A 23944-nucleotide genomic window follows, 5' to 3' on the forward strand; every position below is an offset into this window, starting at 1 on the left:
CCGAGGCCGATCAGCAACCTGCGGCGAACCCTGCCGGGGCCACGCAGCCCCGGCCGGGCCCGCGCGGGACCGACGGGACCTGCCGGACCTTGAGGGACCCGCCGAAACCGATCAGCAACCTGCGGCGAACCCTGCCGGGCCACGTAGACCCGGCAGGGCCCGCGCGGGACCGACACGACCTACCGGACCTTGAGGGACCCACCGAAACTGATCAGCAACCTGCGGCGAACCCTGCCGGGCCCGCAAGGCCCGACGGGCCAGGCAGAACCTGAAGGAACTCGCCGACGCCGACCGGCGGCCGGTCCCGGATCTCGCCGGGCCACGCAGCCTCCCTCCCACGCCCGAGCCGCCCAGGCCGCCAGAGGGGCCCGGGCCGCCCGCCCCGCCCGAGGGGCGCAGGAGGGGCCCGGCCGGGCCCCTCCTGCGCCCGTCCCCGCCGGGGCCCGCACAAGATCCGCACCCCCACCTGTCAGTGCCCCCCGCTACGGTGACCCCCATGGCTGCCCGTACCCGCACGTCCGCCAAGGACCGGCCCTCCTACCGCTGCACCGAGTGCGGCTGGACCACCGCCAAGTGGCTCGGCCGCTGCCCCGAGTGCCAGGCGTGGGGCACGGTCGAGGAGTCCGGCGCGCCCGCCGTCCGTACGACGGCGCCCGGCCGGGTCACGTCGGCCGCGCTGCCCATCGCGCAGGTGGACGGCCGACAGGCCACCGCGCGCAGCACCGGCGTGGCCGAGCTGGACCGTGTGCTGGGCGGCGGCCTGGTGCCGGGGGCCGTCGTGCTGCTCGCGGGCGAGCCCGGTGTCGGCAAGTCGACGCTCCTGCTGGACGTCGCCGCCAAGGCCGCCTCCGACGAGCACCGCACGCTCTATGTGACGGGCGAGGAGTCCGCGAGCCAGGTCAGAATGCGCGCCGACCGCATCGGGGCGCTCTCCGACCACCTCTACCTCGCCGCGGAGACCGACCTCTCCGCCGTCCTCGGACACCTCGACTCCGTCAAGCCGTCCCTGCTGATCATGGACTCGGTGCAGACGGTGGCCTCCCCGGAGATCGACGGCGCGCCCGGCGGGATGGCCCAGGTGCGTGAGGTCGCCGGCGCCCTGATCCGCGCCTCGAAGGAGCGCGGCATGGCGACGCTCCTGGTCGGCCACGTCACCAAGGACGGTGCCATCGCGGGCCCCCGGCTGCTGGAGCACCTGGTCGACGTGGTGCTGAGCTTCGAGGGCGACCGGCACGCCCGGCTGCGCCTGGTGCGCGGTGTGAAGAACCGCTACGGCGCGACGGACGAGGTCGGCTGCTTCGAGCTGCACGACGAGGGCATCGTCGGGCTGACCGACCCCAGCGGCCTGTTCCTGACCCGGCGCGCCGAGCCCGTCCCCGGCACCTGCCTCACGGTGACCCTGGAGGGCCGCCGCCCCCTGGTGGCCGAGGTGCAGGCACTCACGGTCGACTCGCAGATCCCCTCGCCCCGCCGCACCACCTCCGGCCTGGAGACGTCCCGGGTGTCGATGATGCTCGCCGTCCTGGAGCAGCGCGGCAAGATCAGCGCCCTCGGCAAGCGCGACATCTACAGCGCCACGGTGGGCGGGGTGAAGCTGTCCGAGCCCGCCGCCGACCTGGCCGTGGCGCTCGCCCTGGCCAGCGCCGCCAGCGACACCCCGCTGCCGAAGAACCTGGTGGCCATCGGCGAGGTCGGGCTCGCGGGCGAGGTCCGGCGCGTCACGGGCGTGCAGCGGCGACTGGCCGAGGCGGCCCGGCTGGGGTTCACCCACGCGCTGGTGCCGGGCGACCCCGGGAAGGTGCCGAGCGGGATGCGGGTCCTGGAGGTGGCCGACATAGGCGAGGCGCTTCGAGTGCTTCCCAAGCGGGTACCCCGGGAGAACCGGCGCAAAGCCGGGGCGGACGCACCGCCCGAGGAGAGCCCTCTCTGAACCGGAAGGGAGCCCTCTTTAATAGGCTGGGCGCCGGAATACGCCAGTAGACTTCGCCCTGGTCTCGCCCGTACGTACGGACAGCAGGGCGGCCTGCGGCACCGTTGACCTTGCGACCGGAGGAGTGCAGTGGCAGCCAACGACCGGGCATCGGGCCCCGGCAGGGCCGGGGGTGGCTCCGCTGGCTCCGCCGTCGAAGGGCTGATGCGCGCCTCGCTGAGCGCCGTCGCGCCCGGCACGGCCCTGCGCGACGGCCTGGAGCGCATCCTTCGCGGGAACACCGGCGGTCTCATCGTCCTGGGCATGGACAAGACCGTCGAATCGATGTGCACGGGCGGTTTCGTCCTCGACGTGGAATTCACCGCCACCCGGCTGCGCGAGCTGTGCAAGCTGGACGGCGCGCTGATCCTCGACAAGGACATCACCAAGATCGTGCGGGCGGGCGTCCAGCTCCTGCCGGACGCCTCGATCCCCACCGAGGAGACCGGCACCCGCCACCGGACGGCGCAGCGCGTGTCCATCCAGTGCGGGTTCCCGGTGGTCTCGGTCAGCCAGTCGATGCGGCTGATCGCGCTCTACGTGGGCGGCGAGCGGCGCGTCCTGGAGGAGTCGGGCGCCATCCTCTCCCGTGCCAACCAGGCACTGGCCACCCTGGAGCGCTACAAGCTCCGGCTGGACGAGGTCGCGGGCACCCTCTCCGCGCTGGAGATCGAGGACCTGGTCACGGTCCGCGACGTGACGGCGGTGTGCCAGCGCCTGGAGCTGGTCCGCCGGATCGCCACGGAGATCGCGGAGTATGTCGTCGAGCTCGGCACCGACGGCCGTCTCCTCTCCCTCCAGCTGGACGAGCTGATCGCCGGCGTCGAGCCGGAGCGCGACCTGGTAGTGCGGGACTACGTCCCCGAGCCGACCGCCAAGCGCACCCGCACGGTCGCCGAGGCCCTCTCCGAGCTGGACGCCCTCACCCACCCCGAGCTGCTCGAACTGCCCATCGTGGCGCGCGCCCTGGGTTACAGCGGCTCCCCGGAGACGCTGGACTCCGCGGTCTCCCCGCGCGGCTACCGCCTGCTGGCGAAGGTGCCGCGGCTGCCCGGTGCGATCATCGACCGGCTGGTGGACCACTTCGGCGGCCTGCAGAAGCTGCTCGCCGCGAGCGTCGACGACCTCCAGACCGTGGACGGCGTGGGCGAGGCACGGGCCCGCTCGGTCCGCGAGGGCCTCTCGCGCCTCGCGGAGTCCTCGATCCTCGAGCGGTATGTGTAAGTACGCGTAAGCGCATGTAGGTACGCGTAACGGACGTACCTCGCGAGAACGGGCGAGATGCGAACGAGGCGGCCCCTGTGGGCCGCCTCGCGCGTTTCCGGGTCAGGGCCCGCCCGGCCCTCTCGCACCCGTCACGCCTTCTCCAGCTTGAACTCCAGCCGCTCGGTGACGCCCGCCACCTTGACCTCGACCCGGTAGGTGCCGGAGCCCGCCACGGCGTCGCCGGCCGGCGTCGCGCACTGCGGGGCGGTGCGCTTGCGGTCCCACTCCACCGTGCGCTTGGTCTCGCCCGAGCCGGGCAGCTCGACCAGCAGAGCGCCCGCGCCACGGGCGCAGTCGTCGGAGGACCAGATGTGGTCGCTACCGCTGGTGATCTTCATAAAGGCCGCGGGGGCCCCGAAGTTCACCTTGCAGGCGCCGCTGCCGGCGTTCTTCACCACGATCTCGAACTTGGGCTTCTCGTCCGGGCCGTAGGCTTCCTTGACGCTGCGGACCGTCAGCCGCACCGTGCCTGACGCGCAGTCGGGCACCGAGGAGCCGGCCGGGACGGTCCTGCCGTCACCGCTGCCGAGGACGCCGGAGCCGCCCGTACCCGAGCCGCCTGTCCCACCGCCCGCGTGGTCACCACCGGCACCACCGGTCCCACTGGACCCACCGGTGCCGGTGCTCGAGTCGCCCCGGCCGCCGGGACGTTGGCTGATGTGCGGGCCCGAGGGCGTCGGGCCGGGCGTGATGGTGCTGTCGGCCGGCCCCTTGCCGGGCGAGCCCTTGCCCTGCTCGCTCCCGGAACCGTCATCACCCCCAAGGGTGACCATCCACAACACCACCAGGACGGTAAGGCCGAGCAGGCCAAGCGCAACTGCCCTCCGCCGCCAATAGATGGAGGAGGGAAGCGGCCCGATCGGATTGCGCAGTGATCCCACGCGAAGACTCTACGAGAGATCGGCCCGGGCACCAGCCCATACCCGCCGCATGGGTGCCTACTTTTCTCATCATCTGCCCAGCGGGGGCGGCCGTTCCGTTGTCGGCACCTGACGAAAGTCAGGGTCGCCTTATGCCTATCGCCCGGTGTGGTGGCGAGGTGACGGTCCGTACGGTCCTGTGCCCATGGACAACGATCTCTACCTCGACATCACCGACTTCGCCCGCTCCACACCCGGCTGGTTCCAGGACCTCGCGGAAGTGGGGACGGAGGCCGGGCTGTTGCTCCTGATGGCGGTGTCCGTCGCCGTCTGGTGGTGGGCCCGGCGCGGCCGGGCCCGTCAGGTCGCGCTGGCGCTGCTGGTCCCGGTCACCACGGCGCTGGCGTACGGGATCAGCGAGATCGTCAAGAGCGTCGTCGAGGAGGACCGGCCGTGCCGGGCGGTGGCGGGCGCGGTCACCTCCCTCGCGCCCTGCCCGGCGCCGGGCGACTGGTCCTTCCCCAGCAACCACGCCACGCTCGCCGCGGCGCTCGCGGCCGGGGTCACGCTGGCCCTGCGCCTGGTGGCGTGGCTGGTGCTGCCGCTGGCCCTGCTGATCGCCTTCTCCCGGGTCTTCCTCGGCGTCCACTACCCGCACGACGCCGCCGTGGGCCTGCTGCTGGGCACGGCCGTCGCGCTGCTGGGCGCCCGGCTGCTCGTGGGACGCGGTACGGCCCTGGTCGAGCGGGCGCGCGAGGGGCGGCTGCGGGTGCTCGTACAGGCGTGAGCACACGGGCTTCCCGGGGCGGACCGCCCCGGGAAGCCGCATCCTGGATCACCTGTCCGGACGGCCCGTCAGGCGCGGACCCACTCCGTCTTGTGCCCGAAGCCCTGGCCGTTGTCGATCAGCCGCAGCCAGTCCGGGCGCAGTTCCCACAGGTCCGTGCGCTCCATGGCCTGGCGAAGGCGGTCGTTGCGTTCCACATACGGGTAGCGCGTGGCGTACGCGCGCCAGCGCGCCTCACGCTCCGCGCCCTCCAGGCGGCGGCACGCGCCCCGGCCCTGCACACCCGTCAGGGCGGTCCACACCTGGCCCTCGCGCTGGGCGGTGAACGCGGCCCGCCCGTCGCCGGCGAGGAGCGCGCGGCCGTGACGGGTGGTGGCCGAGGTGACGAAGAGCAGGGCGGGACCCGCCGGACGCACGCTCTCCGCCGCGTCGGCGGCATCGGACGCGCCGGCGGTGTCCCCCGAAGGCCCGCTCGGCGGCCCGCCGAACGCCCCGCCCGACGGCCCGCCACCGGCCAAGGGCTCCGCGACCGCGTAGAGCACGGCGCACGCCTGCGGCCCGTCCTCGTCCACATAGGCCAGGGTCATGGTCGTGTGCGCGTCGAGGGCGGCGAGGATCTCACGCGGCACTCTGCTCTCCGTCTCGCTCATGGGCCCATTCCACCCCGCTCAGTCGCCGGTCACCAGTCCGGCCTCGTACGCGAGGATCGCGGCCTGCACACGGTTGTCGACCTCCAGGTGGTCCAGGACCGCGCTGACGTACCCCTTGACCGTGCCCTCGACGAGGTGCAGGCGGCGGGCGATCCCGGCGTTGGAGAGGCCCTCGCCCAGGAGAGCGAGGACCTCGCGCTCGCGGGCGGTGAGCCCGGCCGTACGGGCGCGGGCGGCGGTACCGCGCGTCAGGCGCGTGCCGCCCAGCTCGGCGATGACGTGCCGGGCGACCTTCGGCGAGAGGTAGGCGCCGCCGTCCGCCACGGCGCGCACCCCGGCCATCAGCTCGTACGGGTCGCCGGACTTGAGGAGGAAGCCCGTGGCGCCGCCGCCGAGGGCGCGGGAGACATAGTCGTCCTCGGAGAAGGTGGTGAGGATCGCGACCGCCGTGCCGGGGACGGTGCGCCGGATCTCCTCGCAGGCGGCGAGGCCGTCCATGACCGGCATGCGGATGTCCAGCAGCGCCACGTCGGGGCGGTGCGCGCGGGTCGCCTCCACGGCCTGCCGGCCGTCGGCGGCCTCGGCGACCACCTCCACGGCCGGGTCGGCCGCGAGGACAGCCCGTACGCCCGCCCGGATCATCGCCTCGTCGTCCGCGAGGAGAACCCTGATCACCCTGCCCACTCCCTTTCCTCCTGCTCCACGATCTCCGCCGGGCCGACCCTGGGGACGCGGTCCTTCGCCACCAGACGGCCGTCGCGGAAGCAGAGCCGGTAGTGGTCGACGCCGACGAAGAGTTCACCGGTGGCCCGGTAGTAGCGGCAGTCCGCCCCGGCGGGCGGCGCCGGAGCCCGGTCGGACGGCGGGTCGGCGACCTTACGGTCCGGCAGTACGGGCTCGACCGCGGCGTACGGGGCGCCGACGCGCAGCCCGGCGTAGTCGGCGGGGGTGAGCACCGAGTGCGCCTTCACATACGCGTACCAGCCGAAGGCCGCGGTCATGAAGACGGCGGCGCCCGCGCCGGCCACGGCGAACGGCACGACGATCCCGCGCCGGGTGGCCCGGCGCGCGCGGGCGAAGGCGTCGTGCGGAGTGGTGCCGGACGCCCCGCCCTCCTCGCCGGACAGCGGCCCGTCCGGTACGTGGGGATCCGGGAGCGGCCGGGCGGACGGCCCGGTGCGGGCTCCCGGCGCGCGGGCGTCCGGCTCGTACGTCACCCGGGTGCGGGTCCCCGGGCCGTCGGCCCCGGGCGCCGTGTGCGGGAGCCGCGCGCGGACCCGGAAGCCCCCGTCGCGCGGGCCCGCCGCGAAGTCGCCTCCGGCCAGCGCGACCCGTTCGCGCAGCCCGAGCAGCCCGGTGCCGCCGTGCGGCGCGGCGGCGCGGCCCGGGGCGGGGAGCGGGTACTCGTGCGGCGCCGGGCCGTTGGCCACCGTCACCACGGTCTCGCCCGGCCGCTCCTCGACGTCCACGGTCACCTCGGCGCCGGGCGCGTGCTTGGCGGCGTTGGTCAGCGCCTCCTGGACGACCCGGTAGGCGGCGCGGGCCGCCATGGAGGGCGCCCTGTCCGCTCCCTCGCGCGGGGCGCGCAGGCGCACGCGCAGGCCCGAGGCGGCCGCCCGCGCGACCAGTGCCGCGATCGTCTCGTCCACGGGGGTGAGCGGGGGCGGCGACGGGTCGCGAAGGATGCCGATGATCTCGCGGAGCCGGTCGGTCGCGTCGGCGGCCGCCCCGCGCAGCTCGGCGGCGGCCTCGCGGTGCCGCGCGGCGAGATCCGGCGCCACCTGGAGGGCGCCGGCGCGCAGCGCGATGAGGCTGAGCTCGTGCCCGAGCGAGTCGTGCATGTCCTGGGCGATGCGGGCGCGCTCCCGCAGCCGGACCCGGTCGGCGACGATCTCCTGTTCGCGCTCCAGTTGCGCGGCCCGGCTCCAGCCCGCGGCCACCAGCGCGCGGTGCTGGCGCCCGTAGCGGCCGATCAGCCAGGGGAAGACGGCGCCGAAGAGCAGGGTGCCGATCAGAACCAGCCATTCGACGACCGGGTCGGCGCCGCGCAGGACGACGAGCGGCGTGCCCACGGCGGCGATGCCGGCGAAGGCGTACAGCGCGGGGCGGGGCCCGGTCGCACGGCGGCCCAGGAGGTAGCCGAGGGCGGCCAGGGCGGGCCCGTAGGCCAGCGTGAACAGGGACGGCGAGAGGGCGAGGCCGAGACCGGCCACCAGCAGCAGGGCCGGGACGGGACGGGCCCGGGAGACGGCGACGGCCAGCGCGAGCACGGCGTACCCGGCGATGTGCTGCCACCAGGGCCGGGGCTCGGTCAGCCCGAGCGGGCCCACGACGAGCGCGGGCGCGGCGAGCGCCGCCCACAGCAGGGCGTCGGGCAGGGCCCCGCGCGGGGTGACTGTGCGTCTCACCGGGTCGACGGTACAAGTGGGCGGGGGTGCGGCGCCTCTGACGAAAGTCAGGGATACGGGGGGGTGGGTGCGGGGGTGCGCCTGCGGCGGGCTTGTTCCCCACCCCGCCCCTTCCCGTAACCGGGGGCTGCGCCCCCGGGCCCCCTTTCCGCGCTCCGCGCGGCGTCCTCAAACGCCGGACGGGCTGATTTTCGCCCCACCCGCCCCTTGACGAAAGTCAGGCCCACGGGGCCCGGCGCGTTTCCCGCTCGTGCGGGTCCGTGTCAGGATCGGGGACGCCATGACTGCCATGACTGCACCGCCCGAGACGCCGGCCCTCCTGCACGACCCCGTCATCGACTGGTTCGGCGACCATGCCCGTGATCTCCCCTGGCGCCGCCCGGAGGCGGGGCCGTGGGGGGTGATGGTCAGCGAGTTCATGCTCCAGCAGACCCCGGTCAGCCGGGTGCTGCCGGTGTACGAGCAGTGGCTGGCCCGCTGGCCGCGCCCGGCCGATCTGGCCGCCGAGCCGCCCGGCGAGGCGGTCCGCGCGTGGGGCCGGCTCGGCTATCCGCGGCGCGCGCTGCGGCTGCACGCGGCCGCGTCGGCGATCACCGAGCTGCACGGCGGCGAGGTGCCGCGCGACCACGCCAGGCTGCTGGCGCTGCCGGGCGTCGGCGAGTACACGGCGGCGGCCGTGGCGTCGTTCGCGTACGGGCAGCGGCACGCGGTCCTCGACACCAATGTGCGCCGGGTCTTCGCACGGGCCGTGAGCGGCGCGCAGTACCCGCCGAACGCGACGACCGCCGCCGAGCGGAAGCTGGCCCGCGCGCTGCTGCCCGAGAGCGAGCCGGTGGCCGCCCGCTGGGCCGCCGCGACCATGGAGCTGGGCGCGCTGGTGTGCACGGCGCGCACGCCCGAGTGCGCCCGCTGCCCGATCTCGGCCCACTGCGCGTGGCGGGCGGCAGGCTCGCCGGAGCACGACGGCCCGCCGCGCCGGACGCAGAGCTACGCCGGTACGGACCGGCAGGTGCGCGGCAAGCTGCTGGCCGTGCTGCGGGAGGCGATCGACCCCGTGCCGCAGGCGGTGCTGGACACCGTGTGGGACGAGCCGGTGCAGCGGGCCCGCGCGCTGGACGGGCTGGTGGCGGACGGCCTGGTGGAGCCGCTGGCGGACGGCTGGTACCGGCTGCCGCTCAGCACCCCGGCGCCCGCGTCCGGGTGAGCCCGGGGCCCGCGTCGGGTGAGCCCGGGGCCGGGTTCCGGGTGAGCCCGGGGCCGGCGCGCCGGAGCGGCCCGCGCGCCTCACGATGACGCACCCGTCACCGTGCTGCGCCCCCGCCCCGCACTGTGCCGCCGGCGCCCGCATCACGGTGATGAAGTGAAGGCCCTGAGGCCGCTTTGCGCCCCATTTCTTCGTCTTTAACGTTCCGCTGTTACACAACCTATGGACAGCTGTGTATCAGCCGAAGGGCTGCTGCACATGGCGTCGCAACAGCGCCTCCGTAGCGTCCTACCCGTGCTGGAGGACCACCAGCGTGACGCGGGGAACGCAAGCGGAATGGAGGCTGCACGATGGCCAGCAGCGGCAAGGTTCTGGACTTCGAAGAGTACGTGCGCAACCGTCAGGACGCCCTCCTGCGCAGCGCCCGCCGCCTCGTGCCCGACCCCATCGACGCGCAGGACCTCCTCCAGACCGCGCTGGTGCGCACGTACGGCCGCTGGGAAGGCATAGCGGACAAGTCGCTGGCCGACGCCTACCTCCGGCGTGTCATGATCAACACTCGTACGGAGTGGTGGCGCGCCCGAAAGCTGGACGAGGTCCCCACCGAGCAGCTCCCCGACGCGAGCGTCGAGGACGGCACGGAGCAGCACGCCGATCGCGCCCTGCTGATGGACATCCTCGGAGTCCTGGCACCCAAGCAGCGCAGCGTCGTCGTGCTGCGACACTGGGAGCAGATGAGCACCGAGGAGACCGCGGAGGCGCTCGGCATGTCGACGGGCACCGTCAAGAGCACGCTGCACAGGGCGCTCGCCCGGCTGCGTCAGGAGCTGGAGAGCCGCGACCTGGACTTCCGCGCCCTGGAGCGCAACGAGCGGGGGCAGGAACGGTGCGCAGCCTGAGACAGGCGGCTCCCGCACGGCCGGCACTGATCACCGGCGGCACGGTCACAGCGTTGGCCGCGGCCGCCGGTCTTCTGCTTGCCGGGTGCGACGCGGGCAGCGAGGGCGTCCGCAAGGAGGGCACCGCGCAGACCCAGTCGGCGGCGAAGCCCAGCCATGTGGCCTCGGCGTCCGCCGTGCCCACGCAGGAGAAGGTCGACGCGATCAAGCTGATCAAGGGCGATCCCAAGGTCAGCGATCAGGTCAAGAAGAACCTCAAGCCCTGCACGAAGAACGAGTACCCCGTGGACGTGATCTACGGGCAGCTGACCGACGGCTCCCGCAACGACGTGGTGATCAACGTGATGACCTGCGCGGATTCCATCGGTGTCGGTTCCTATGTGTACCGTGCCAAGGGCGACTCGTACGTGAACGTGTTCGCGGCCGAGCAGCCGCCCGTCTACGCCGACATCGACCGCCGCGACCTCCAGGTCACCAGGGAGGTCTACGGTCCGGGGGACGCGGCGTGCTGCGCGTCGGGCAGGGATGTCATGACGTACCACTGGTCGGGGAACGAGTTCCGGGAGACCGGTCGCACCCATACCGACTTCAGCAAGGTCGGTAACAACGACAAGGAACTCCCGAGCGTGGGAACGGAGGGCTGAGAGCGGCGTGGCCGATACCCATGTGCTCTTCGTCGAGGACGACGACGTCATTCGCGAGGCGACCCAGCTGGCACTGGAGCGCGACGGCTTCGAGGTGACCGCGGTGCCGGACGGGCTGCTGGGACTGGAGCGGTTCCGGGCCCGTAAGCCCGACATCGCGCTCCTCGACGTCATGGTGCCCGGCCTGGACGGCGTCAGCCTGTGCCGCCGGATCCGCGACGAGTCCACCGTCCCCGTGATCATGCTGTCCGCGCGCGCGGACAGCATCGACGTCGTGCTCGGCCTGGAGGCCGGCGCCGACGACTATGTGACCAAGCCCTTCGACGGCGCCGTGCTCGTCGCCCGGATAAGAGCCGTGCTGCGCCGCTTCGGCCACGCCAGCGGCCCCAACGGCTCGCCGGGCGCCGAGCAGCCGGAGCCGCTCGCGAGCGGCGTGCTGAGCTTCGGCGACCTGGAGGTCGACACGGAGGGCATGGAGGTCCGCAAGGCGGGCGAGCCCGTCGCCCTCACGCCCACCGAGATGCGGCTGCTGCTGGAGTTCTCGGCGGCGCCCGGCACCGTGCTCTCCCGCGACCGGCTGCTGGAGCGGGTCTGGGACTACGGCTGGGGCGGCGACACCCGGGTCGTGGACGTCCATGTGCAGCGGCTGCGCGGCAAGATCGGCCAGGACCGGATCGAGACGGTCCGTGGCTTCGGCTACAAGCTCAGAGGCTGAGCACCCGATGCTGAACCCCCGGACCCCCTCGTGGTGAAGCTCGCCCTCCGCTCGGGCCTGCGCTGGAAGGTCAGCCTGGCCATCGCCGGGGTCAGCGCGCTCGTGGCCGTCGCGCTCAGCCTCGTCGTCCACAACGCGGCCCGGCTGTCGATGCTCGACAACAGCCGGGACGTGATGGACGAGCGCGTCCAGATCGCCCAGAGGTACTACGAGAACACCGGCCGGCTGATGCTCCACGCCAAGGTCGACGACCCCACGCTGCCCAAGCAGCTCCGGGACGCGGCCGCGGTGGGGCTGCGCGCCACCTACCTCCAGGACTCCGCCGGCAACGGCACCCCCGAGGTCTGGGCCTCGGTGCCGCTCCGCAACGGCAAGATCCTCTCGATCCACACCAAGTTCAAGGACCGCTTCTCGATCATCGACACCCTGGACCGGGTGCTGATCATCGGGTCGGTCTCCGTGGTGCTCGGCGGCACCGCCCTGGGCATCCTCATCGGCGGCCAGCTCTCCCGGCGGCTGCGCAAGGCCGCCACCGCCGCCCGCAAGGTCGCCGACGGCGACCCCGAGGTGCGGGTGCGCGACGCCATCGGCGGCCGGGTGCGCGACGAGACGGACGACCTGGCGCGCGCCGTCGACGGCATGGCGGAGGCGCTCCAGGACCGCCTGGAGGCCGAGCGGCGCGTCACGGCCGACATCGCCCACGAGCTGCGCACGCCCGTCACCGGCCTGCTCACCGCCGCCGAGCTGCTGCCGCCGGGCCGCCCCACCGAGCTCGTAAGGGACCGGGCGCAGGCCATGCGCACCCTGGTCGAGGACGTGCTGGAGGTCGCCCGGCTGGACGGCTTCGCGGAGCGCGCCGAGATGCAGGACATCCGGCTCGGGGAGTTCGTGGTGCGCCGGGTGCGGATAGTGGAGCCGGACGCCCGGGTCAAGGTCGTCCGCGACGCCTACGTCTCCACCGACCCGCGCCGCCTGGAGCGCATCCTCGGCAACCTCCTCGCCAACGCCGCCAAACACGGCCGGGGCCCGTTCGAGGTCACGGTCGAGGGGCGGGTGCTGCGCGTGCGCGACCACGGCCCGGGGTTCCCGGAGGACCTCCTGGAGAAGGGCCCGAGCCGCTTCCGCACGGGCAGCAAGGACCGCGCGGGCAAGGGCCACGGCCTGGGCCTGACCATCGCGGCCGGCCAGGCCCGCGTCCTGGGGGCGCGGCTCACGTTCCGCAACGCGGATCCGGAGGTGGAGGGCGGTACGGGCGCGATCGCGGTGCTGTGGCTGCCGGAGTCCGCGCCGACGAGCACGGGGAGCTTCCCGATCATCAGGGTGCCGGACTGAGGATCCCGGACCGGATTTCCCTCCCGTCCGCCGCCGCGCAGATTACGGAAAGGGGGCGCCGACGGGGCGTTACATCACCCCGGACCGGCAGCCGTTCGGGAATTCCCGGCCCCGGCGACCGCTCACATCGGGTCCACGCATTCCCTCCATTCCTTCGCCGGGTCCAGTTGTTCCCGCCGTTCCGTGAGCGAGAACCAGTTACCCGAGTCGTCCCGCAGAATCGCCTCCGTTCCATAAGGCCGTTCCTGCGGTTCCCGGAGGAATTCCACGCCCTTGGCCCGGAGCGTCTCGTAATCCCGCCGGACGTCGTCCGTGCTCAGCACGCCCGCCCCCAGCGCCCCCTTCCCGACCAGGGTCCGCACGGCCTCGGCCGCCTCCGGGTCCAGTCCGGGCGGGCCCGGGACCATCAGGGTGAGCTCGACGTCCGGCTGGCTCCGGGCGCCGACCGTCAGCCAGCGCATGCCCCCGTCGCCGCCCATGGTCATGTCGGTGCGGACCTCCAGACCGAGCTTCTCGGTGTAGAACTCCTTCGCCCGGTCCTGGTCGAGGACCCAGACGGTGCTGATGGCGATGCCCTTGATCATGGCGCGCTCCCGGGGGTTCGTACGGCCGGGCGTTCGTACCGCCGCACGACCACCGTAGGCACGGCCCGCGCCGCCCGCTCCCCGGGAACGACGAAGCCGGCGCACCGCACGGGGGCGGTGCGCCGGCTCGTGGCCGACCGGTGTCCTACGGGTCAGAGGGTCTCGCCGTGGGCCTTCAGGAAGCCGACCGGCTCGACGGCGGTGCCGTAGTTCGGGGTCGTACGGATCTCGAAGTGCAGGTGGGGACCGGAGGAATTGCCGGTGGAGCCCGACAGGCCGATCTCCTGGCCGGTGGTCACGGTCTGGCCGACCGAGACCTTCACCAGCGAGAGGTGCGCGTACTGCGAGTACGTGTTGTCGTCGTGCTTGATCACGATGGCGTTGCCGTACGCGGGACCGTCGCCGCCACCGTTGGGGCCGGCCTTCACGACCGTACCGCCGTGCACGGCCTTCACGGACGTACCGGTGTCCACGACCAGGTCCTGGCCGCTGTGCTTGCTGGCCCACATGGCGCCGGCCTTACCGAAGGGCTGGCCGATCTGGTAGCCCTCGACGGGCGAGACCCAGGCGTCCGCACGCTTGCGGCTGGCCTCGGCGGCGCTGCGGGCGTCGGCGGCGCGCTTCTCGGCGTCCTTCTCGGCCTGCTCCTGCGCGGCCTTGTCCTTGGCCGCGGCCTTCAGCTGCGTCTCGGCCTGGGCGTGCAGGGCGTCGTCCAGCGCCGCGACGGACGCGAAGGCCGGGATCTCCGCCTGCGAGGTGGTGTCGGCCGCCAGCGCCACACCGGTTCCGAGCGCGAGCGATGCTCCGAGGCCGGCGGCCACGACGGCGGCACGGTTACGGAGAACGGACGTGCCGGAATTACGGAAAGTGGCGAGCTTCGACATAAACAAATACCTCCAGGCAGGAATGGGTCCCGGCTGCGAACTGCCGCGAACCGGGATCGCCATACCTTGGTAACCCGCATTCGCCGCCCTGCCAAGGACGGCCACTACTAGCGAATGCCGTAGCAGGAGGGGCGCCGTGGAACGCTTCGCCCAAGAGGGTTTCCGGCCCGGCGCAAGGGCCTCCGAAGCTTTTCCGAGCCCATTCGGCCCGGAATTGTTCTGCTATTCGCCGTAGTATGTGACCCACGCCCTATGGGCCGTATCACCGCCGATGGACTTTCGGCCTGCCCCGTTCCGGGACCAAAGGCCCGCCCCCGGCGGTACGCTCCCGGCAGCAGACGTACGGACGCACGGACGCAGCCGGGGGGCCGCCACGATGGGCAACGATTCCCGCTTCTCCCACCTCGAGGACGTCGAGCTGGCGGACGCCGTGCAGGCGGTCCGCGAGGGCCTCACGACCGCCGCCGCGCGCGGCCGGGGCGAGGAGATCGTCTTCGACGTCGGTGAGATCTCCATGGAGTTCACCGTCGAGATCCGCCGGGATGTCACGGGCAAGGGCGGGGTGAAAGCCTGGGTCGTCAGCGCGGACGCCGAGGCGTCCCGGGGCTCCACCCGGACCCACAGGGTCGCCTTCACCCTCACCCCGAAGGACGCCCGCACGGGCGGCGGCCTGCGCGTGGGCAACGAGCGCCCGGGCGGCGTCTCGCGCTTCGGCTCCACGGGGCAGTGACGCCGCCCGCGGTGCCCGCGGGTGCCGTCGGCGGCCCGGGAGGCCCAGCGGCGCTTCCACGGGTGCCCTGGAGCGCGAAAAGGGCCGGCCCCGGAACCGCTGAACGGTTCCGGGGCCGGCCCAGGTCCTTACGGACCTGATTCGCTTACGCGTCCTTCGACAGGTTCGGGCCTGCGCCGCCCGCCGTGGACTCGATCGGCGGGGTGTCCGGCAGGGCCGACTTCTCCTCGCCGCGGAAGGTGAACTTCTTCTCCTCACCCTCGCCCTCTGTGCCCACGACCACGATGTGGCCCGAGCGCAGCTCACCGAAGAGGATCTTCTCCGAGAGGATGTCCTCGATCTCGCGCTGGATCGTGCGGCGCAGCGGGCGGGCGCCCAGGATCGGGTCGTAGCCGCGCTTGGCGAGGAGCGACTTGGCCTCCGAGCTCAGCTCGATGCCCATGTCGCGGTCCTTCAGCCGCTCGTCCACCTTGGCGATCATGAGGTCGACGATCTGGATGATGTCTTCCTCGGTGAGCTGATGGAAGACGACCGTGTCGTCGACGCGGTTGAGGAACTCGGGGCGGAAGTGCTGCTTGAGCTCTTCGTTGACCTTGGCCTTCATCCGCTCGTACCCGGTCTTGACGTCGCCCTGGGCGGCGAAGCCCAGGTTGAAGCCCTTGGAGATGTCCCGGGTGCCGAGGTTGGTCGTCATGATGATGACGGTGTTCTTGAAGTCGACGACCCGGCCCTGGGAGTCGGTCAGGCGACCGTCCTCCAGGATCTGGAGCAGCGAGTTGAAGATGTCCGGGTGGGCCTTCTCGACCTCGTCGAAGAGGACGACGGAGAACGGCTTGCGGCGCACCTTCTCGGTGAGCTGGCCGCCCTCTTCGTAACCCACGTATCCGGGCGGGGAGCCGAAGAGGCGCGAGACGGTGTGCTTCTCGCTGAACTCCGACATGTCGAGGGAGATCAGGGCGTCCTCGTCACCGAAGAGGAATTCGGCGAGCGTCTTGGACAGCTCCGTCTTACCGACGCCGGACGGGCCGGCGAAGATGAAGGAGCCGCCGGGGCGCTTCGGGTCCTTGAGGCCCGCACGCGTGCGCCGGATGGCCTGGGAGAGCGCCTTGATGGCGTCCTTCTGGCCGATGACGCGCTTGTGCAGCTCGTCCTCCATGCGCAGCAGGCGGGAGGACTCCTCCTCCGTCAGCTTGAAGACCGGGATGCCGGTGGCCGTGGCGAGGACCTCGGCGATCAGATCGCCGTCGACCTCGGCGACGACGTCCATGTCGCCGGCCTTCCACTCCTTCTCGCGCTTCGCCTTCGCGGCGAGGAGCTGCTTCTCCTTGTCGCGCAGCGAGGCGGCCTTCTCGAAGTCCTGCGAGTCGATCGCGGACTCCTTGTCCCGGCGCACGTCGGCGATCTTCTCGTCGAACTCGCGGAGGTCCGGCGGCGCGGTCATCCGGCGGATGCGCATTCGGGAGCCGGCCTCGTCGATCAGGTCGATCGCCTTGTCCGGCAGGAAGCGGTCGGAGATGTAGCGGTCGGCCAGCTGGGCGGCCTGGACCAGGGCCTCGTCCGTGATGGAGACGCGGTGGTGCGCCTCGTAACGGTCGCGGAGACCCTTGAGGATCTCGATGGTGTGCGGCAGCGAGGGCTCGGCGACCTGGATGGGCTGGAAGCGGCGCTCGAGGGCGGCGTCCTTCTCCAGGTGCTTGCGGTACTCGTCCAGCGTGGTGGCGCCGATGGTCTGGAGCTCGCCCCGGGCCAGCATGGGCTTGAGGATGCTCGCGGCGTCGATCGCGCCCTCGGCGGCGCCCGCACCCACCAGGGTGTGGAGCTCGTCGATGAACAGGATGATGTCGCCGCGGGTGCGGATCTCCTTGAGGACCTTCTTCAGGCGCTCCTCGAAGTCACCGCGGTAGCGGCTGCCGGCGACCAGGGCGCCGAGGTCGAGGGTGTAGAGGTGCTTGTCCTTGAGGGTCTCGGGCACCTCGCCCTTGACGATGGCCTGGGCCAGTCCCTCGACGACGGCGGTCTTGCCGACGCCGGGCTCGCCGATGAGGACCGGGTTGTTCTTGGTACGGCGGGACAGCACCTGCATGACCCGCTCGATCTCCTTCTCGCGCCCGATGACCGGGTCGAGCTTGGATTCGCGGGCGGCCTGCGTAAGGTTGCGGCCGAACTGGTCCAGGACGAGCGAGGTCGAGGGGGTGCCCTCGGCCGGGCCGCCGGCGGTGGCGGCCTCCTTGCCCTGGTAGCCGGAGAGCAGCTGGATGACCTGCTGCCGCACCCGGTTCAGATCGGCGCCCAGCTTCACGAGGACCTGGGCGGCGACGCCCTCGCCCTCGCGGATCAGGCCGAGCAGGATGTGCTCCGTACCGATGTAGTTGTGGCCGAGCTGGAGGGCCTCGCGGAGCGACAGCTCCAGGACCTTCTTGGCACGGGGAGTGAAGGGAATGTGCCCGGACGGGGCCTGCTGGCCCTGCCCGATGATCTCCTCCACCTGCTGGCGGACCGCCTCGAGCGAAATCCCGAGGCTCTCCAGGGCCTTAGCGGCGACACCCTCACCCTCATGGATCAGGCCCAGGAGAATGTGCTCGGTGCCGATGTAGTTGTGGTTGAGCATCCGGGCTTCTTCCTGAGCCAGGACGACAACCCGCCGCGCGCGGTCGGTGAACCTCTCGAACATCGTTAATCGCTCCTCAGAGCGGTCAGGCAGTTAGGGGTCGGTCCCCTCCCTGTCCTTCCGCATGCTAGTCCCGTGGGACGGGACAGCTCATTCCAACTGCCGACATCCGTCCGGATCACCCCCGCGGTGGCGGGAGAAACCTGCTGCCGAACAGCCGACATCTCCTCCAACCCGATGGTGGGAGACGATGTTCCCGCAGGCCAGGGATATACGCCCACCACCACTACGCCCATGGCGAACGCCCGCTCGGCCCGACACGCCCGCCCGCGGCCCGGGTGGAGCGCTCCGCGCGCTGCTATACCGCCTCTTCCCACTGGGAATGTCCTACCCGCAAGCATTGACAATCCATGCGGCGCGAACACCCTCCATCCGCTACGGGCGAACACCCCCGCGCCGTCCGGAGCCCCCGCGCGCCCCTCACTCCTTATACGGAGCGTGCCCAACTATCAACCCTGCGTAACCTCTTGGGAGTTTCACAGTTGCACCGCGTATGACCGCAACCCTCCCGGGCCCCTGTGTTCCCCCGTGCCCATGGTGCCAGGCGCGCCGGTGGTACGAGCACGGGCTGCGGTGGCCCACCGCCGGTCCCTGCTCCCGGGCGCCCCTGTCCCTGCTCACCGGGGTGCGGTTCGACGTCCTGGACCTACCCGTGGACGCCGGCTTCGCGGTGCTGCGGCGCGTCGGGCGGACCGGACCGGTCACGCTCGACGGTCGGGCGCGCAGGCTGCGCTTCCTGGTCGCCGCGGGCAGCGCGGACGAGCTGCCCGGGCTGCTCGACTGGCTGGAGTGGGGCGGGGTGGCCCTGGATCTGACCGCGCTGGGTGCGGGCGGCCGGATCGTCGCGCCCTTGCCGCGCTCCGCCGGGGACCGCGCGGGCCGCGGGCACCAGGGGGCGCTCGGCGCGGGGAGGGCCGTATGGGTACGGCCTCCCGAGCCGGGGTGCGAGGTCGAGCCGACGCTTCCGGTGACCGGACTCGGGGGCGAGGGGGGCGCCCCCGATCTCGTACGGCTCGTGAGCGCGGCGGCGACGGAGTGCCACCGGGCCCGATTGCTGCGCGCCGGGCAGGCGCGCACACGTCGGCCGACGGGAGATCAGCCGTTGGCCTTCTCGTACGCCTCACGGATGTCGGCGGGGACACGGCCGCGGTCGTTGACGCTGTAGCCGTTCTTCTTGGCCCAGGCGCGGATCTTCGCGGTGTCGGGGCTGCCGCCCGTGGCACCCGCGCGCACCTTGCTGCGACCGGCCGCGGCGCGGCCACCCGTGCGACGACCGCTCTTGGTGTACGGCTCCAGCAGACCGCGGAGCTTGTCGGCGTTGGCCGTCGTGAGGTCGATCTCGTAGCTCTTGCCGTCGAGCGCGAACGTCACGGTCTCGTCCGCCTCGCCACCGTCGAGGTCATCGACAAGAAGGACCTGAACCTTCTGTGCCACGGGGAATCCTTTCAGTGGAAAATGGGATTACGGAGGAATAGCAAACCGCCTTTGCCGGAAAAACACAAACCCCCCGGGAAGGTTCAGCCCGCCTTCCGCGTGGGAACCATCCCTTCCGGAGGCATGTGATAGGGGCGCGATTCGGACATAGGGACCGCGATAGGGGTCGCGATCACAGATGCAGAAGCATCCGGCTGTTGCCAAGGGTGTTCGGCTTCACCCGTTCGAGACCCAGGAACTCGGCAACGCCCTCGTCATAGGAACGCAGCAGCTCGCTGTAGACATCACCGTCCACCGGCGTCTCACCGATCTCCACGAAGCCGTGCTTCGCGAAGAAGTCGACTTCGAAGGTGAGGCAGAAAATGCGCCGTACGCCCAGCCAGCGCGCCGTCTGCAGCAGCTTGTCCAGTACGGCGTGGCCGACGCCCGAGCCCCGGGCGGCCGGGTCGACGGCGAGAGTGCGCACCTCCGCGAGGTCTTCCCACATCACATGGAGAGCGCCGCAGGCGATGACGCTGCCGTCCGCGTCCCGCTCCGCCACCCAGAACTCCTGGATGTCCTCGTAAAGCGTGACGGTGGCTTTGTCGAGGAGGATGCGCTCGCGAACGTACGTGTTGAGGATGCGACGGAGCGCGGGAACATCGCTGGTCCGGGCGCGGCGGACGGTGACGACATTAGATAGTGCGGGCATGGCGGGACGCTATCGCCCCGGAGGGCCCCCCGGCTCGCCGGGCCCGTCGAGTTGGACGACCCGGATCGCGTCGCGCAGGGCTTCGCGTTGTTCGGCTGACATCATGCCGAAGAAGGCCACGAGAGCCGCTGCGGGGTTGTCGCTGAGGGACCACGCTTCGTTCATCAGTGCGGCCGAGTAGGCGGCCCGGTTGGAGACCGCCTCATATCGATAGGCACGGCCTTCCGCTTCCCGGCGCAGCCAGCCCTTCTGATACAGGTTGTCCATTACGGTCATCACGGTCGTGTACGCGATGGACCGTTCCTGTTGAAGGTCTTCCAGCACTTCTCGAACAGTGACCGGCCGGTTCCAGTCCCACACGCGCGTCATGACGGCGTCTTCCAGATCACCCAGGCGTCGAACCACACGCGAATAATAGTGGGAGATGCCTGGAATGCCGGTTTATCGGGGCGGGATAGGGGCAGCAAAAAGGGCGCACGGCCGAGAATTGCGGTCTCGGTCCGTACGCCCTGGGGACGTGCCGCGCCCTCGGGGCGTCGCACGACCCGGCGACGCCTCAGGCTTCGCCGGCCTTGACCGGCCGCCCGGCACTCTCGGCGCGGGCGAGGGCGGCGTCCACGAAGGCGTCTTCCTTGGCCTTGTTCGCGCCACCCTGACTCTTGACGATCGTCACGACCAGAGCGGTGAATGCGACCGCCATCACCACGGGCGGCACCAGTGCGGCGACATAATCCATGGCCGTCGGCTCCTTCTGGGTCGGTATTGCGCGGCTTGTGAGCGACCCGTCCAGATTACGCGCGCCTCAGGCGGGTCTGGCCTCGGGTCCCCGCACCGCGCCGGGCGGAGCGGCCTTACGGCGGGGCGGGAACACCTCGCCGGGGGTGGGAATGGGGCGCTCGGGCGTTCCCGGCCCTTTCGGCGCCCCGGGATCCGGTTTCGGGGCCGCCGGGTCCGGCTTGGGCGCGGGTTTCGGCTTCGGATCGGGTCCCGCCGCGCCGGGACCGGCCGACGCGCGGCCGCCGGGCAGGGCCAGCAGCCGGCAGGGGCCCGTCAGGGCGCCACCGGGGGCGGCACCGCGGTCCGCGAGCCTGGCCCGTACGTCCTGCTCGGCCAGGCGCTCGCAGCGGGCCAGCAGGGCGTGCCGGCGGCCGGCCTCCACCCTGCCCGCGGGCGCCGCGCACAGGCGGCGGAGGGCGGTCAGGTCCTCCGGCCCGGGGCGGTAGCCCGCCGCGAGGGCGGCCTGGAGCCGCTCCGCGTAGCCGGTGGCGGCGCCGGGCAGGGCGGCGCGGTAGCGGGCGAGGTCGGCGAGGAGGAAGGCGCGCAGCCTGCCGCCCTCGGCCGTGGCCTCGTCCACCGCCTCCGCGAGCCGGAGGCACTCGCGCACCTCTTCGTCGCGCTCGGGGCCGGGACGCGGGGGGACGGACTCGGGATGAAGGGCGATGGCGAGGGCTCGGCGCAGCACGCGCAGTTCGTCCGCGCTGAACGCCATGCCGCCGCGGGATCCATAGGGCGTGGGCATGGGCCGACTTTAAGTGCTAAGCGGACAAATTTCGCTGAGCTGCCATTTCCGGGCGTGGCATCGCCGGAGAGGGGCGCGCGGACGGACGCTCAGCGCTGCTTGCGGCGGACGCCCAGGGCGATGGCGCCGGCCGAGAGGGCGGTACCGGAGGCGGTGGCGAGCAGCAGCGTGCCGTTGGTGTCGGGCTCCACGAGGGCCGGCGGGGCGTGGTCCACGACCTCCACCCGGATCGGCGCGGTGTCGTTGTCCGGATCCGGGTCGGGGGCGGCCGAGCCGTCGTGGTCGAGGACGCGCACCCGCCCCTCGGCGCCCTCGACCTTCCTGTCGATGCGTACCTGGAACCGGAGCGTCTCGCGGTCGCCGGGCGGGAAGTCGTCACCGATCGCGCAGCGGTAGCGGACGGGCCCGGCGCCGGGCGAGGGCGTCGCGATGCAGGGCAGCCGGCCGCCGGCGCCCGGCGGCGGCGTCGCGGTGATCGTGGTGCCCTCGGGGGCCGTCACCTCGTACGTGCCCGCGCCCCGGCCCGCGCGGGCGCCGTGCCCGCCGGCCGGGCCGGGGCCGCCGTTCCTGACGCCCAGCTCGACCCCGACGGTCTGGCCGACCCGGCCCACGACGGGCTGGGCGACGGCCTGGTAGTCGGCGCCCTGCGGCGCCCCCGCCCATGCCGGGACCGCGGCCAGGACCAGCCCCGCCGCCCCCGAGGCGGCGAGGGAGACCAGCCGCACCGTCCGTCTTCTGCCCATGAACCCCACGCCCATCATGTACACGATCATGCTCCGCAGCTGACAGGACCGTCGGAGCGGGGGGTCGGTTGCGTCCGGACCCGGGGAATTCCCGGGCCCGGACGCGGGCCGTACCGGCCGGGGCCGCGCGTCAGGACCGGGCGACGTTGCGCTCGTAGACCAGGCGCAGGCCGATCAGCGTGAGCCACGGCTCGTGTTCGTCGATCACCGAAGCCTCGCCGAGGACCAGCGGCGACAGGCCACCCGTGGCGATCACCGTGACGTCGTCGGGGTCGTCGGCGAGCTCGCGCGCCATGCGGTTGACGACGCCGTCGACCTGGCCCGCGAAGCCGTAGAGGATGCCGGACTGCATGGCCTCGACGGTGTTCTTGCCGATGACGCTGCGCGGCCGGGCCAGCTCGATCTTGCGGAGCTGGGCGCCCTTGACGCCCAGCGCCTCGACGGAGATCTCGATGCCCGGGGCGATCACGCCGCCGGTGTACTCGCCCCGGGCGCTGACCGCGTCGAAGGTGGTCGCCGTGCCGAAGTCGACGACGACGCACGGGCCGCCGTAGAGCTCGACGGCCGCGACGGCGTTGACGATGCGGTCGGCGCCGACCTCCTTGGGGTTGTCCATGAGGATCGGCACGCCGGTCTTGACGCCCGGCTCGACCAGGACGGCGGGGACGTCGCCGTAATAGCGGCGGGTGACCTCGCGGAGCTCGTGCAGGACGGAGGGGACCGTGGAGCAGATGGCGATGCCGTCGATGCCGTCACCCAGCTCCTCGCCGAGCAGCGGGTGCATGCCCATCAGGCCCTGGAGCAGGACGGCCAGCTCGTCGGCGGTGCGCCGGGCGTCGGTGGACACCCTCCAGTGCTCGACGATGTCCTCGCCGTCGAACAGGCCGAGGACGGTGTGGGTGTTGCCGACATCGATGGTGAGCAGCATCAGGCGCCCTCCTCCCGGAGGTCCAGGCCGATGTCGAGGATCGGGGCGGAGTGGGTGAGCGCGCCCACCGCGAGGTAGTCGACGCCGGCCTCGGCGTAGGCGCGGGCGTTGACGAGGGTCAGACGGCCGGAGGACTCCAGCAGCGCGCGGCCCGCGACGAGCTCCACGGCCTCGCGGGTCTGCTCGGGGGTGAAGTTGTCGAGCAGGATCAGGTCGGCGCCCTCGGCGAGGACCGGGGGGATCTGGTCGAGGCGGTCCACCTCGACCTCGACGGGGACGTCCGGGAAGCGGGCGCGGACGGCCCGGAACGCCTCGGCCACGCCGCCCGCCGCGACGACGTGGTTGTCCTTGACGAGCGCCGCGTCCGAGAGGGACATCCGGTGGTTGACGCCGCCGCCGCAGCGCACCGCGTACTTCTCCAGGGCGCGCAGGCCGACCGTGGTCTTGCGGGTGTCGCGGACGGCGGCCTTGGTGCCCTTGAGGATGTCGCTCCACTCGCGGGTGACGGTGGCGATGCCGGAGAGGCGGCACAGCAGGTTGAGGGCGCCGCGCTCGGCCGTGAGCAGGTCCCGGGTGAGGGTCCGCACGGACAGCAGCTTCTGGCCGGCCGTCACCCGGTCGCCGTCCTCGACGTGCCGCTCGACCTCGAACTCGTCGGTGCAGACGACGGAGAGGATCGCCTCGGCGACGCGCAGCCCGGCGACGGTGCCGTCCTCGCGGGCGGTGAAGTCGGCGGTGGCGACGGCGTCCTCGGGGATGGTGGCGACGGTGGTGACGTCCTCGCCGCCGTCGAGGTCCTCCTCGATCGCGAGGTGGGCGAGGTCCTCGACCTGGAGGGGGTTCAGACCGGCTTCGGTGAGGAGCGCGGCGAGGGCGGGGTCGAGCCCGCACTCCATGGCGTCCTCGACGAAGGTCTCGCCGCAGCCGCAGCCGTCCCCGCAGCCGCCGGCCGTGGCGGGTTCCTCCCCGGGCAGGGCGATCCGGTGCAGGGCGAGGTCTTCGGGGGTGCTCACGCTGGTCTCCTTGGGG

The 23944-nt window shown here is 72.5% G+C and carries 25 protein-coding genes; 10 read left to right on the forward strand and 15 right to left on the reverse strand.

The features are described from left to right. Positions 1-496: 496 nt before the first annotated feature. Positions 497-1930, forward strand: a complete 1434-nt coding sequence (radA, locus tag AF335_RS10830; protein WP_102918134.1) for a DNA repair protein RadA — start codon at positions 497-499, stop codon at positions 1928-1930. Between the two features lie 129 nt (positions 1931-2059). Continuing rightward, on the forward strand, positions 2060-3193 hold the full coding sequence (gene disA, locus AF335_RS10835) for a DNA integrity scanning diadenylate cyclase DisA (protein WP_102918135.1): 1134 nt from the start codon (positions 2060-2062) through the stop codon (positions 3191-3193). Positions 3194-3324: 131 nt separating this feature from the next. Here disA and AF335_RS34565 read toward each other — a convergent pair whose 3' ends face one another. Then, positions 3325-4008, reverse strand: coding sequence for a hypothetical protein (locus AF335_RS34565; protein ID WP_170127662.1), 684 nt, complete (start codon positions 4006-4008; stop codon positions 3325-3327). A gap of 292 nt (positions 4009-4300) precedes the next feature. Here AF335_RS34565 and AF335_RS10845 point away from each other — a divergent pair, with 292 nt between their 5' ends. After that, positions 4301-4882, forward strand: a complete 582-nt coding sequence (locus AF335_RS10845; protein WP_102918137.1) for a phosphatase PAP2 family protein — start codon at positions 4301-4303, stop codon at positions 4880-4882. Positions 4883-4950: 68 nt separating this feature from the next. Here the strand turns inward: AF335_RS10845 and AF335_RS10850 are convergent, their stop codons facing one another. Genes AF335_RS10850 through AF335_RS10860 form a run of 3 tightly spaced genes read right to left on the reverse strand, consistent with a single transcriptional unit; the run spans position 4951 to position 7940 of the window. Further along, positions 4951-5532 carry a pyridoxamine 5'-phosphate oxidase gene (locus tag AF335_RS10850; protein WP_102918138.1) on the reverse strand — a complete coding sequence of 194 codons (582 nt, stop codon included), beginning with the start codon at positions 5530-5532 and terminating at the stop codon, positions 4951-4953. 18 nt (positions 5533-5550) lie between these two features. Beyond that, positions 5551-6207 carry a response regulator gene (locus tag AF335_RS10855; RefSeq protein WP_102918718.1) on the reverse strand — a complete coding sequence of 219 codons (657 nt, stop codon included), beginning with the start codon at positions 6205-6207 and terminating at the stop codon, positions 5551-5553. Further along, the gene (locus AF335_RS10860) at positions 6204-7940 is read right to left on the reverse strand and encodes a sensor histidine kinase (RefSeq protein ID WP_244926987.1); all 1737 of its coding nucleotides are present in this window, start codon (positions 7938-7940) and stop codon (positions 6204-6206) included. Before AF335_RS10860 ends, AF335_RS10855 begins: the two co-directional genes overlap by 4 nt. A 280-nt stretch (positions 7941-8220) precedes the next feature. Here AF335_RS10860 and AF335_RS10870 point away from each other — a divergent pair, with 280 nt between their 5' ends. From AF335_RS10870 to cseC, 5 genes are all read left to right on the forward strand, one after another. Continuing rightward, positions 8221-9144, forward strand: coding sequence for an HhH-GPD family protein (locus AF335_RS10870; protein WP_102918140.1), 924 nt, complete (start codon positions 8221-8223; stop codon positions 9142-9144). 350 nt (positions 9145-9494) lie between these two features. Next, complete coding sequence (locus AF335_RS10875) at positions 9495-10043, forward strand: SigE family RNA polymerase sigma factor (RefSeq protein ID WP_102918141.1); 549 nt, start codon at positions 9495-9497, stop codon at positions 10041-10043. Beyond that, complete coding sequence (locus AF335_RS10880; RefSeq protein WP_244926988.1) at positions 10031-10687, forward strand: LppP/LprE family lipoprotein; 657 nt, start codon at positions 10031-10033, stop codon at positions 10685-10687. The genes AF335_RS10875 and AF335_RS10880 overlap by 13 nt, the downstream gene beginning before the upstream one ends. Positions 10688-10694: 7 nt before the next feature. Then, complete coding sequence (cseB, locus tag AF335_RS10885) at positions 10695-11402, forward strand: two-component system response regulator CseB (protein WP_102918142.1); 708 nt, start codon at positions 10695-10697, stop codon at positions 11400-11402. A 30-nt stretch (positions 11403-11432) separates the two neighbouring features. Beyond that, positions 11433-12734 (forward strand): two-component system sensor histidine kinase CseC, encoded by a 1302-nt coding sequence (cseC, locus tag AF335_RS10890; protein ID WP_102918143.1) that lies wholly within the window; start codon positions 11433-11435, stop codon positions 12732-12734. Between the two features lie 122 nt (positions 12735-12856). Here cseC and AF335_RS10895 read toward each other — a convergent pair whose 3' ends face one another. Together AF335_RS10895 and AF335_RS10900 are read right to left on the reverse strand one after the other, a co-directional pair. Further along, on the reverse strand, positions 12857-13318 hold the full coding sequence (locus AF335_RS10895; RefSeq protein ID WP_102918144.1) for a VOC family protein: 462 nt from the start codon (positions 13316-13318) through the stop codon (positions 12857-12859). 152 nt (positions 13319-13470) lie between these two features. Further along, the gene (locus AF335_RS10900; protein ID WP_102918145.1) at positions 13471-14202 is read right to left on the reverse strand and encodes a M23 family metallopeptidase; all 732 of its coding nucleotides are present in this window, start codon (positions 14200-14202) and stop codon (positions 13471-13473) included. Between the two features lie 376 nt (positions 14203-14578). Here AF335_RS10900 and AF335_RS10905 point away from each other — a divergent pair, with 376 nt between their 5' ends. Then, positions 14579-14932: a trypco2 family protein gene (locus AF335_RS10905; RefSeq protein ID WP_102918146.1), complete on the forward strand. Its 354-nt coding sequence runs from the start codon at positions 14579-14581 to the stop codon at positions 14930-14932. A 145-nt stretch (positions 14933-15077) separates the two neighbouring features. Here AF335_RS10905 and AF335_RS10910 read toward each other — a convergent pair whose 3' ends face one another. Beyond that, entirely contained in the window at positions 15078-17603 is a 2526-nt protein-coding gene (locus AF335_RS10910) for an ATP-dependent Clp protease ATP-binding subunit (protein WP_102918147.1), read from the reverse strand. Between the two features lie 490 nt (positions 17604-18093). On the opposite strand from AF335_RS10910, the gene AF335_RS10920 reads away from it, so the two are divergent. Then, complete coding sequence (locus AF335_RS10920) at positions 18094-18765, forward strand: SCO3374 family protein (RefSeq protein WP_102918148.1); 672 nt, start codon at positions 18094-18096, stop codon at positions 18763-18765. Here AF335_RS10920 and AF335_RS10925 read toward each other — a convergent pair. From AF335_RS10925 to nadC, 8 genes are all read right to left on the reverse strand, one after another. After that, complete coding sequence (locus AF335_RS10925; RefSeq protein ID WP_102918149.1) at positions 18696-19034, reverse strand: histone-like nucleoid-structuring protein Lsr2; 339 nt, start codon at positions 19032-19034, stop codon at positions 18696-18698. The two genes, AF335_RS10920 and AF335_RS10925, sit on opposite strands and share 70 nt — an antisense overlap. A 172-nt stretch (positions 19035-19206) precedes the next feature. Further along, positions 19207-19725 (reverse strand): amino-acid N-acetyltransferase, encoded by a 519-nt coding sequence (locus AF335_RS10930; protein WP_102918150.1) that lies wholly within the window; start codon positions 19723-19725, stop codon positions 19207-19209. Between the two features lie 9 nt (positions 19726-19734). After that, positions 19735-20130, reverse strand: coding sequence for a BlaI/MecI/CopY family transcriptional regulator (locus AF335_RS10935; protein WP_087926917.1), 396 nt, complete (start codon positions 20128-20130; stop codon positions 19735-19737). 151 nt (positions 20131-20281) lie between these two features. Next, on the reverse strand, positions 20282-20461 hold the full coding sequence (locus AF335_RS10940) for a hypothetical protein (RefSeq protein ID WP_102918151.1): 180 nt from the start codon (positions 20459-20461) through the stop codon (positions 20282-20284). A 66-nt stretch (positions 20462-20527) separates the two neighbouring features. Continuing rightward, positions 20528-21244: a hypothetical protein gene (locus tag AF335_RS10945; RefSeq protein ID WP_102918152.1), complete on the reverse strand. Its 717-nt coding sequence runs from the start codon at positions 21242-21244 to the stop codon at positions 20528-20530. Positions 21245-21333: 89 nt separating this feature from the next. Further along, the gene (locus tag AF335_RS10950) at positions 21334-22017 is read right to left on the reverse strand and encodes a hypothetical protein (protein ID WP_102918153.1); all 684 of its coding nucleotides are present in this window, start codon (positions 22015-22017) and stop codon (positions 21334-21336) included. A 100-nt stretch (positions 22018-22117) separates the two neighbouring features. After that, positions 22118-22915, reverse strand: coding sequence for a type III pantothenate kinase (locus AF335_RS10955; protein ID WP_102918154.1), 798 nt, complete (start codon positions 22913-22915; stop codon positions 22118-22120). Then, positions 22915-23811: a carboxylating nicotinate-nucleotide diphosphorylase gene (gene nadC, locus AF335_RS35540; protein ID WP_170127689.1), complete on the reverse strand. Its 897-nt coding sequence runs from the start codon at positions 23809-23811 to the stop codon at positions 22915-22917. Before nadC ends, AF335_RS10955 begins: the two co-directional genes overlap by 1 nt. Between the last annotated feature and the right edge of the window lie 133 nt (positions 23812-23944).

This window comes from Streptomyces eurocidicus, assembly GCF_002891295.1.
Taxonomy (GTDB): Bacteria; Actinomycetota; Actinomycetes; order Streptomycetales; family Streptomycetaceae; genus Streptomyces; species Streptomyces eurocidicus.